Annotated in this window: 9 protein-coding genes and 1 pseudogene; 7 read left to right on the plus strand and 3 right to left on the minus strand. The window is 57.2% G+C overall.

What is annotated here, in order from left to right; genetic code table 11:
* A partial coding sequence (locus RTY00_RS11285) for an ROK family protein (protein ID WP_312664493.1) occupies positions 1-998 on the plus strand: 998 nt, incomplete at its 5' end.
* 222 nt (positions 999-1,220) lie between these two features.
* Here RTY00_RS11285 and RTY00_RS11290 read toward each other — a convergent pair.
* The gene (locus RTY00_RS11290) at positions 1,221-2,312 is read right to left on the minus strand and encodes a sn-glycerol-3-phosphate ABC transporter ATP-binding protein UgpC (RefSeq protein WP_312664494.1); all 1,092 of its coding nucleotides are present in this window, start codon (positions 2,310-2,312) and stop codon (positions 1,221-1,223) included.
* Positions 2,313-2,325: 13 nt separating this feature from the next.
* The gene (locus RTY00_RS11295) at positions 2,326-2,925 is read right to left on the minus strand and encodes a GNAT family N-acetyltransferase (RefSeq protein ID WP_061723467.1); all 600 of its coding nucleotides are present in this window, start codon (positions 2,923-2,925) and stop codon (positions 2,326-2,328) included.
* A 528-nt stretch (positions 2,926-3,453) separates the two neighbouring features.
* On the opposite strand from RTY00_RS11295, the gene RTY00_RS11300 reads away from it, so the two are divergent.
* From RTY00_RS11300 to RTY00_RS11315, 4 genes are all read left to right on the plus strand, one after another.
* Positions 3,454-4,797, plus strand: a complete 1,344-nt coding sequence (locus RTY00_RS11300) for an ABC transporter substrate-binding protein (RefSeq protein WP_008105576.1) — start codon at positions 3,454-3,456, stop codon at positions 4,795-4,797.
* A 59-nt stretch (positions 4,798-4,856) separates the two neighbouring features.
* A complete protein-coding gene (locus RTY00_RS11305; RefSeq protein ID WP_061718332.1) occupies positions 4,857-5,729 on the plus strand; it encodes a carbohydrate ABC transporter permease in 873 nt (290 codons plus the stop codon).
* Positions 5,729-6,544 carry a carbohydrate ABC transporter permease gene (locus tag RTY00_RS11310; protein WP_312664495.1) on the plus strand — a complete coding sequence of 272 codons (816 nt, stop codon included), beginning with the start codon at positions 5,729-5,731 and terminating at the stop codon, positions 6,542-6,544. The genes RTY00_RS11305 and RTY00_RS11310 overlap by 1 nt, the downstream gene beginning before the upstream one ends.
* 171 nt (positions 6,545-6,715) lie before the next feature.
* The gene (locus tag RTY00_RS11315) at positions 6,716-8,044 is read left to right on the plus strand and encodes a glycoside hydrolase family 28 protein (RefSeq protein WP_312664496.1); all 1,329 of its coding nucleotides are present in this window, start codon (positions 6,716-6,718) and stop codon (positions 8,042-8,044) included.
* A 125-nt stretch (positions 8,045-8,169) separates the two neighbouring features.
* Here RTY00_RS11315 and RTY00_RS11320 read toward each other — a convergent pair whose 3' ends face one another.
* Complete coding sequence (locus RTY00_RS11320) at positions 8,170-9,240, minus strand: tartrate dehydrogenase (RefSeq protein WP_312664497.1); 1,071 nt, start codon at positions 9,238-9,240, stop codon at positions 8,170-8,172.
* A gap of 85 nt (positions 9,241-9,325) precedes the next feature.
* On the opposite strand from RTY00_RS11320, the gene RTY00_RS11325 reads away from it, so the two are divergent.
* Positions 9,326-10,231: a LysR family transcriptional regulator gene (locus RTY00_RS11325; RefSeq protein ID WP_312664499.1), complete on the plus strand. Its 906-nt coding sequence runs from the start codon at positions 9,326-9,328 to the stop codon at positions 10,229-10,231.
* Positions 10,232-10,485: 254 nt separating this feature from the next.
* Positions 10,486-10,700 (plus strand): annotated as a pseudogene (locus RTY00_RS11330) (sodium:solute symporter family protein); the annotation flags it as partial.

The following is a 10,700-nucleotide window of genomic DNA, read 5'->3' on the forward strand; positions in this document are numbered from 1 at the left end:
GTCTGCTAACCGGCGGCATCGTGCAGGAGCTGGGACTGCGTCGCGTCTCAATGGGGCGGCCCAAAACGCTGCTTGGCCTCAATCCGGATCACGCCAGCGTGGTGGGGATTCAGCTCAACGCCGAACGCAACCTGATGGTGTTGACCGATCTCAGCGGCAACATCATTGGCGAGCAGCAGATTCCATCCGGCGCGATGACGCCTAAGCAGCTCGGCGATGCGCTGGCGAAGTTTTTGCGCGGCGTTGAAGGCAAAAAGGTTGGGGCGATTGGTCTGGCGCTGTCGGGTCTAGTTGATGCCAGCAACGGCGTTTGCGTGCTGTCACGCGCGTTGGGCTGGGATAACGTGCCGATTGCCCGGCTGCTGGAAGAGCGCTTCTCGCTGCCGGTATTTATTGAAAATGATGCTAACGCGTTGGCGATGGCGGCGCTGGTGTTTGGTCAGCTTGGTCACGCGCAGTCGGCGGTGATTGCTACCTTCGGCAAAGGCATCGGTGCGGGGATTCTGCTCGATCGCCAGCTCTATCGCGGTCGTCACGGCAAAGCGGGTGAGATTGGTGTGTCGCTGCTGGGCGATGGTTCTGAACGTTTGCTGGAGGATGTGGCATCGTCGCAGGCGATCCTGCAGCGCGTGGCGGCCACCGCCAAAGACGAGGTGCCGCACACGCTGCGCGATCTCGATGTGCGTCCAACGCCAGAGGTGCTGAGCGCGCTGGCCGAGGCCGGGCAGCATCTGGGGATGTCGTTGGCGAACCTGTCGGTGGCTTACGATCCGGACGTGGTCTATCTGGCGATGGAGCCGCAAATGGCCTCGCGCATTCTGCTTGATCACGTTACGCAGAGTTTCCAGACCTACCGTTTGAAGCTGACGCCGCACATGACACCGCTGCAGTTCCTCACCGAATCCAACCGCATGTGGGCGCAGGGCGCTGCCGGGTTTGCGGTGAATAAGCTGCTGGATCTGTTGGCGGCGCAGGCCGATGAAGAGATCGCGTTGTGATTTTGTGCGCGCGTTGGGACGGTCGCCATAAATGGCGACCCTACGAAAACCCCGCCGAATAACTGTACGTTCGCCGTTTATGGCGACCCAACGCTGGTACCCTACGAAAACCCCGCCGAATAACCGTACGTTCGCCGTTTATGGCAACCCAACGCGAAAAACCGCCGAATAACTGTAGGGTCGTCATTTATGGCGACCGACACCATGAACGCACCGCACCCCTCAACGTAACCGCAAACCCTGCTCATCAAACAACAAACAATGCTCGGCGCGCAGCTGGTAACTCATCCTCTCGCCAATCGCGTGTTCCGCCACGTTACGCTCCTCAATCACCAGCAGCTTCTCTTCGCCGATATCGAGATAGAGATAATTGGTGTGTCCCAGCATCTCGCTAAATGACAATTCGCCGCTGAAACTCACGGCATCATCGTTGCTGCTCACCGGCTGGAAATGCTCCGGGCGCACGCCCAGCGTGATTTTCTGCCCTTCGCGGCACGGCGCGGTGATCGGCAGCGTCAGCTGATTGATGCCCAGCGCCGGCACACGCAACTGCACCGCGCCCGGCGCGATCGCCGCCACTTCGGCATTGAGGAAATTCATCTTCGGCGAGCCAATAAAACCGGCGACAAACAGGTTGTCGGGATCGCGATACAGCGCCATCGGTGCGCCAACCTGCTCAATGCGGCCCTGACGCAGCACCACAATGCGATCCGCCAGCGTCATCGCCTCCAGCTGATCATGCGTCACGTAGATCATGGTGTTGCCCAGCGAAGCATGCAGGCGAGCAATCTCAATGCGCATCTGCAAACGCAGCTCAGCATCGAGGTTCGACAGCGGCTCATCAAACAGGAATATACGTGGATGGCGGATAATCGCGCGGCCAATTGCCACGCGCTGCCGCTGTCCGCCGGACAATGCACGCGGTAAACGATCAAGGAATTCAGTCAGATGCAGACGAGCCGCCGTCTTTTTTATCGCCTGTTCAATTTCCGCTTTCGGGCGCTTCATCACCTCCAGCGGATAGGCCAGATTGCCGCGCACCGTCATGTTCGGGTAGAGCGCATAGGACTGAAACACCATGGCGATGCCGCGCTCGGTGGCGTGCTGATCGGTCATGTCGGCGCCTTCAATCAGCAACTTACCGTCGGTGATCTCCTCCAGCCCGGCAATCATGCGCAGCAGCGTGGATTTCCCGCAGCCGGAAGGACCGACAAACACCACGAATTCGCCGCTGTTAATGGTGAGATCGATGCCGTGAATCACGTTCACATTCTCGTAGGACTTCTTAACGTTTTGCAGATGCAGGCTGGTCATGCGATGCCTCGAATCAGAGAAGTTGGCCCATATAAATGGCGTTGCTGCGCATAATCGGCGTGAAGCCGAGGCGCTGATAGAAACCACACACCTGCTCGTTTTGCAGGCTGACGCCGAGGTACACGCCCGGCACGCCTGCGGCACGCAGATCGTGCAGCAGTTGTTCAATCAGCTTGCGCCCCCAGCCGCCTTGCTGTGCGGCAGGCAGCAGATTGATGTGCAGATGCGCAGGCCACTGCGTCACCAACTGATCCGCCGCCGCATCGGGCTGATGAATCGCTTCCAGCACTTTGCTGTCGAGCGCAGCCTGCGGCGCGTAATCGCGATACTGCTGTTGCAGCTGTGGCCACCAATCGCTATTCAGCTTTGCTTCGAAGGCGCGCGTATCGGGCGCGGCAACCGCGTAGCCGACTACCTCGCCGTGCTGTTCCAGCACATAAGCAAATTCTGGCGCAAAGCGCGCGTAGGGAATGACAAAGCGCAGGCCGGGCAGCGCGGGATCGGAGTAGAGTGCGCTGGCATCGGTCCCGGCATTGGCGGTCTCTAAGCAGATGCGCGACAAGGCGGGGAAATCAGCCTCGCTGGCGCGACGAATAACACCTTCAGCCGTCATGGTGGAGCCTCTGTGGTCAGGAGATGAACAGATTTTACGGTAAAGAAAGCCGACTTAGTTTTCAAGGTGTAATAATTGCGCTGGCGCACAAAGCTGATGCGAACTATAACCACAAAGCATGACGGAACGCCGGACAAACCCACGCGCCATGCCGGTTTACGCGCCAGATGACAACACATTGCCTTTCGCTCTCGTAGCGTAATGATAATAACTATAGGATTTTCATATGCTCTATCAGTTAGTTAAAGCACCTTGCTTGCCTGAGTGATTTATACTGATGCTCAGGCTTTAATCTTCAGCGCCGTCTGGTTTGCGCGCGGAATCGCAGCATGCTCTGCTGTTCCGGCGGCTTTTCTTCTTACTCTTTGCACTGTATCACAGAGCAAAAATTCCGCAGTGGCGATGTTTGACTTTCTTTTATGCATAAAGTAAGTATGAATTATGTGCGTTGTCGCTGCTGAATCAACCTGCCGGGAATCGCAGGTGTCGAGATGAAGGGATGCCAGTCATCTGTTGGAGAAACCGAGCATGATGTGTGATTCAACCAATCGTCCTTCCCGTTTGCAAAGCTCACTGCGCACCGTGTCGCGTCTGGTCTCCGCCGGGATTTTGCTCGGTGCGACCATGGCAGCCGCGCAGGCCGTCACCCTGAATGAGTGGGACATTTACAACTATCCGCAGCAGACCGAAGCAGTGGATGAAGCGGTAAAAGCGTTCCAGCAAAAGAATCCGGGCATTGTGATTCAGCGTTCGGTGCACTCCTTTGAAGACACGCGTATTCCGCTCAAGCTGGCGTTGACCGCCGGTGACGGCCCGCAGATTGCGCAGGTGAATCAGGGCGGCGGCGATATGGGCTCGCTAGTGAAAGACAAACTGCTGTGGCCGCTGGATGATTACGCCAAAACCTACGGCTGGACCACGCGCTTCCCGGATTCGATCCTGAAACGCAACCGCTGGTCAGATAAACAAGATTTCGGCAGCGGCAAACTTTACGGCGTGGCGAGCCTCGGCGAGATGGTGGGTTTGTACTACAACAAAGCGCTGCTGGATAAAGCCGGTGTTGCGGTGCCTAAAACCTTGCCGGAACTTGAGCAGGCGATGGAGAAACTCAAAGCCGCCGGCACGCCGCCGATGATGCTCGGTCTGCTCGACGGCAACATGGGCCAGCAGCTGCTTAGCACCTTGTGGGAAGCGCAGATTGAGAGCAGCGACCGGAAAAAACTCGACGATCTGATTTACGACGTGGGCGGCACGTTTAAAGACGACAAGCTGGTGAAAGCCGCCAACCTGATGAAAGGCTGGAACGACAAAGGCTATCTGTTCCCCGGCTTCCAGGGCATTGGTCACGATGATGCTGCGACCCTGTTCCAGAATGGTCAGGCGGCGTTCCTGGTAAGTGGAACCTGGTATCTCGGCCAGTTTAAAGACAACAAAGATCTGCACTTCGCCGCGATGCCAGCGGGCGAAGGCGTGCAGCATCCGCTGATGGTGGGCGGCACCGATTTGGCATTCTCTATCACCAGCACCGCGAAAGACAAAGCGCAGCAGGACGCAGCGGCGAAATTCATCGATTACATCGTCTCGGATGAGATGGCGAACCGTTGGTTGAAAGTGGGCTTCCTGCCGGCTGGCACCAGCAAAAATGCGCAGATTCCAGCGGATAACCCGCTGCTGGCAGAAGCGTATCAGGTGTGGGTAACGCTGAATGACAACGATGGTCTCGGCCATTATCTCGACTGGGCCACGCCAACCATGAACGCTGAACTGAATCAGAATGTGCAGCTGCTATTGGCGGGACGTCAAACCGCCGATCAGATGGTGATCAACTTCGATAACAACTATCAACGTTACCTGAAAACCCTCAAGCACTGATGACGTGCGGCCCGGCGTAAGTGGCCGGGCCGCGAACAGGCCCGCAAGCGAGTACGGTTATGCTGAATAAATCTGCCTGGCGCAATGCGCTCTATCTTCTGCCCGCGGTGCTGGTGTATGCGGTGTTTCTGCTGCTGCCGCTGCTGGCCTCGTTAGGGATCAGCTTTACTGAATGGGACGGCACCTCGTGGCCGATTTTCATCGGCATGGGCAACTATCTGCGCATGTTCCAGGATCCGGTGTTCTGGGTGGCGCTCGGCAATAACGCCTTGCTGATGCTGTTCTACACGCTGTTTCCGATTGGCGTTGGGCTGCTGCTGTGCAGCTTCCTGTATGAGACGCGCAATAACAAAGAGCGCAGCGTGCTGCGTATTCTCTTCTTCCTGCCGTACATCATGCCGATGGCGGTGCTGGGCGTGGTGTGGCGCTGGCTATATAACCCGGCGTTTGGTCCTATCGATCAGTTTCTACGCGCCGTCGGTTTGCCGCAGCTGGCGAAGTCGTGGCTCGGCGATTTTACCTGGGCGCTGCCCGCCGTGGGCTTTGTCGCCACCTGGTACTTCTTCGGTTTCTGCTTAGTGCTGTTTATGGCCGGTTTGCAGCGTATGGATCCCTCGCTGCTGGAAGCGGCCGATCTCGATGGCTCATCACGTCGCCAGAAATTTATGCGCATCACGCTGCCGTCGCTGCGTCCCGAACTGCGTATCGCGCTGTTGCTAACGGTGATCGCCAGCCTCAAAGCCTTCGATCTGGTCTACGTGATGACGCAGGGCGGACCGGGCACGTCCACCATGGTGACCAACATCTTTATGTATAAGCAGGGCTTTGATCTGCACTACTTCGGCTACGCCTCCGCCGTAGCGGTGTTCAGTATGCTGATTGTGTTGATGATCAACGGCTTAATTCATCTTTGTTTACGGGAGCGTCACTGATGCGCGGCACGCCAACTGTCTCACGCGCGCTGATCTGGATTGTCGCGCTGATGACCATTCTGCCGTTTTTAATGGCGCTGATGACCTCGTTCAAAACCCAGATGGAGCTGTTTCAGGGCGTGTTCACCTTGCCTTCATCAATCAATTTTAAAAACTATGTCACCGCGTGGCAGCAGGGGCATTTCAACGTCTACTTCATGAACTCGGTGCTGGTGGTGATTCCGGTGGTGATCTGCAGCATCCTGCTTGGCATTCTGGCGGGATTCGGTTTTGCCTGGCTGAAGATCCCCGGTAAAACGGTGGTTGCCGCGCTGCTGGGCCTTGGCATGGTGCTGCCGAGTGAAGCCTTTATTATTCCGCTCTATCACGAGCTGCGCTGGATGGGCCTCACCAACACCTATCTGGCGCTGATTCTGCCGCAAATTGCCCTGTCGCTACCGTTTACCACGCTGATGATCGCCACCGCGTTGCAGCAGGTGCCGCGCGAGCTGGTGGAAGCGGCGGTGATGGATGGTGCGTCACGCCGTAAGATTCTCTGGGGTTTATTGGTGCCGGCGATTTGGCCGACGCTGTCTACGCTGGCGCTGCTGCTGTTTATCTGGACGTGGAACGAGTTCCTTATCCCGCTGATTCTGGTGAACAAAGACGAGCTGCGCACCTTGCCGATCGGCATGATGTTTTTCCAGAACAAAAACACCATCGATATTCCGGTGCTGATGGCGGGCGCGATGATTGTCATTCTGCCGCTGGTGGCGGTGTTCCTGGTGTTCCAGCGCAAATTTATCAGCGGCGTCACCGAAGGTGCGGTCAAGTAGAGGTCGCCATGAATGGCGACCTTTGTGATGAACGCACAATACGTAACGCCATTTATGGCGACCTTCGTGATGAACGCACAATACGTAACGCCATTTATTGTCCACCAGCAAAAGGTTTTGGTCATGCGGCGCGTGCTGCAATAGCGCATCGCCGCTATTCAGGAGAACCGCATGCACGTTTCACTGGCTGATTTCTATCCCATCGCCGATGGCGAAACGCTGGATACTTACTGCTTCCAGCGCGCTCTCAATCATCTGGCATCGCGCGGCGGCGGCACTTTGTCGGTGCCGCCCGGTCGCTATCATCTCGGCACGCTGACGCTGAGTTCCAACATCAATCTGCATCTCGAAGCGGGCGCCACGCTGCTCGCCAGTTCCCGCGTCGAGGATTATCAGCAGCAGCTGGCGCAGAGCCAGGCTGAACTGTCGCAGCATGTGCTGCTCTACGCTGTTGGGCAGCGCAATATCCGCATCAGTGGTAAAGGAGTGATCGACGGTAACGGCGATGCCTGGTTTGCCGCAGAAAAGGACGATCAGGGTTATCGCCTGCCGCGTCCGCAGCGCCCGCGCATCGTGGTGTTTGAGGATTGCGAGCAGGTGACGCTGGAAGATTTCACCATCATTCAGGCACCGATGTGGACGGTACATCTGGTGAGTTGCCGCCATGTGCACATTGATCATCTCACTATTGATAACAGCATGAGCATGCCGAACACCGATGCGCTGGATATCGACAGCTGTGAAGCGGTGTTTGTCAGCAACAGCTACCTGAGCGCGGCCGATGACGCCATCTGCATCAAAACTACTCACAAACCCGCGCATCTGCGCCGAGCCGCGCGACAAATCATAATCAGCAACTGCCTGCTGCGTTCTTACAGCTGCGCGTTCAAAATCGGCACCGAAACCTTCGACGACGTGGAAGATGTCACCGTCTCCGGCTGCACCATTTTTGATTCCAACCGCGCGATTGGCTTGCTGTCGCGCGATGGCGGCCAGTTCCGCCGTCTGCTGTTCAGCAATATCACGCTGGCCTGTCGCCACGCGCCGCCGTGCCATTGGGGTAAAGCCGATGCGCTGTTTGTTTCAGTACGCGCGCGCGATCCGGCGATAGCGCCCGGCAGCATCGAGCAGCTGCAATTCAGCAACGTCAGCGGGGTGATGGAAGGGGCAATTAACCTGCATGCGGAACAGCCGGGACAGATTCGTGATGTGATGCTGGCGAATGTGCAGCTGCGGCAAGTGGTGGCGGCAGGTGCGGATCAAGGGCATTACGACGTGCGCCCGCCGTGTAATCCGGAATCGCCAACCGGCATGGGCCTCGACAATGCGTACAAACTGGATAGCGCATCCGGTTTAGCGTACGGCGTTGCCGCTTATCCGGATGGCTTGCCGGGCGTGTTTGCGCGCGGCGTGGAGAATCTGCAGCTGCATAACGTGGTGATTACGCGCCCGCAACCGTTGCCGCACGGCTGGCATGCGGAAACGGTGCAGATTTCGTAGGGTGCGGATTGATGCGCACCGATAATAGAGGTCACCATAAATGGCGACCCTACGACGGGATGGCGCGAATTTTTGACATCGTAAAACAGGTTTTCGTAGGGTGCGCATTTATGCGCACCTGGATGTTACAGCGCCTGCGCGATAGCCGCGCCCAGCTCCTCGGTTGACGCGCTGCCGCCGAGGTCGCGCGTCAGGCTGTTGCCCGCTGCCAGCGTGCGCTCAATGGCATCTAACACCGCCGCGCCCGCTGCGGCGTAACCGAGATGCTCCAGCATCATCGCGCCACACCAAATCTGGCCAATCGGGTTGGCCACGCCTTTACCGGCGATATCCGGCGCCGATCCATGCACTGGCTCAAACAGGCTAGGGAATTTGCCTTCCGGATTGATGTTGGCCGAAGGCGCGATGCCGATGGTGCCGGTACACGCTGGGCCGAGATCCGACAGGATGTCGCCAAACAGGTTGCTGGCGACCACCACGTCGAACCAATCCGGATGCAGCACAAAGTTAGCGGTGAGAATATCGATATGATATTTATCGACTTTCACATCAGGATAGCTCGGTGCCATCGCTTCCACGCGGCTGTCCCAGTACGGCATGGTAATAGCGATGCCGTTGGATTTGGTGGCCGACGTGAGGTGTTTTTTCGGGCGCTTCTGCGCCAGTTCGTAGGCAAATTTCAGGATGCGATCGACGCCAACCCGCGTCATTACCGTTTCCTGAATCACCACTTCGCGATCGGTGCCGGGGAACATGGTGCCGCCCACTGACGAATATTCACCCTCGGTATTTTCACGCACCACGTAGAAATCGATATCGCCGGGCTGACGATTGGCCAGCGGCGCTTTAACGCCCGGCATCAGGCGCACCGGGCGCAGATTGACGTACTGATCAAACTCGCGACGGAACTGCAGCAGCGAGCCCCACAGCGACACGTGATCCGGCACCACATCTGGCCAGCCCACCGCGCCAAAATAGATAGCATCGAACTGGCTGAGCGTGGCGAACCAGTCATCGGGCAGCATTTTGCCGTGCTGCTGCCAATATTCGGCGCTGGCGAAATCAAACCATTGCCACTCCAGTGCAATATCAAATTTCTTTGCCGCTGCATCCATCACGCGGATGCCTTCAGGCATTACTTCTTTGCCAATGCCATCGCCAGGGATGACGGCGATTTTATAGGTTTTGCCGCTCATAGAGTTTCTCGCAGGTTGCTGTTGATGTTCTGTACGCAGTATAACCATGCATCTGTGGGAAATAATTAGCCTGAGCGATAAGCCAATGTTGAATAAAAGTAGAGAATCGCGCACCTCAACCGACGATCTGGCGTTCTTCGTGCGCGTGGCGGCGCTGGACAGCTTAACCGCCGCCGCACGCGAACTTGGCTTATCGCTACCGGCGGTGAGCAAACGCCTGAGCCAGCTGGAGCAGCGCTTAGGCGTGCAGCTGCTCAAGCGCACCACGCGGCGGCTGGAGCTGACGGCGGAGGGAAAACGCTATCTGGAGGGCGCGCGTCCGCTACTGGATCAGCTGGCGGAGCTGGAGGAATCGGTGAGCAGCCAAACCTCGGTGCTGCGCGGCTCGCTCAACATCAACGCCTCTTTCGGCTTTGGACGGCGTCACGTCGCACCTTGCGTGTCGCGCTTTGCCGCGCTGCATCCCGAATTAGCCATGAGTTTGCAGCTCAGCAGCCAGCCGCTCAATTTTCTTGATGCGCGCGTGGACATCGACATCCGCGTCGGTGAGCCGCCTGATGCGCGACTCATCGCGCGTAAGCTGCGCACCAATCCGCGCGTGCTGTGCTGCTCACCTGCGTACGCCGCGCGCCACGGCATGCCGACAAGCATCGCCGTGCTAGCACAGCACAACTGCATTTTACTGCGCCAGTTCGACAGTGATTTCGCGCTATGGCGTTTGGGTGATGGCACACAGCAGCTGACGCAAAAGGTGCGCGGCAGCTTAATCACCAACGATGGCGAAGTGGCGATGCAGATGGCGCTAGATGGGCATGGCATTCTGCTGCGTTCGTGGTGGGATGCGCAGCACAGCATCAAACGCGGTGAACTGCTGCATGTGCTGCCAGAGTGGAGCGCCGCTGATGGCGACATTTTTGCCGTCTGGCAGCCGCAGCGTCAGCTGCCGGTACGCATCAGCGCGTTTGTCGATTTCCTGCAAACGGAGTTGTAATTAATAAGTCTATTTTGATTATTTGTAATCATCATTGATGATTTGTGAGCAGGTTCAAACAAATTCAGCCCAGTTTATCCTATAAATTGCCCCTATTATGCGTAAATTCATTCTTGTTTGAGCGAAATGAATCATAAGCGTAAGTGGGGTGGCGAAGTGCATAGACACGCGTCAATAACAACATCGGCCACCTCATCAACGGAACGCGTGAAGCCCAGCGCGTTCCACGACCCTACGTTATCGATGAGGCTGAAATGAAACAATTCTCTACAGAAGGGATGGTGATTATCGTCGGGATTGTCATCGCGTACATCCTGTTCACCACCTGGCTCACCTGGCGCCTGCGCAGTAAAAACAGCGGTGACTTTATGGCTGGCTCCAATGTGATGCCAGCTTTTGTGGTGGGCGTGATGTTGATGTCGGAATACATTGGCGCTAAATCCACCATCGGTACCGCTCAAGCGGCCTT

This window comes from Pantoea sp. CTOTU49201, assembly GCF_032054795.1.
Classification (GTDB): Bacteria; Pseudomonadota; Gammaproteobacteria; order Enterobacterales; family Enterobacteriaceae; genus Pantoea; species Pantoea symbiotica.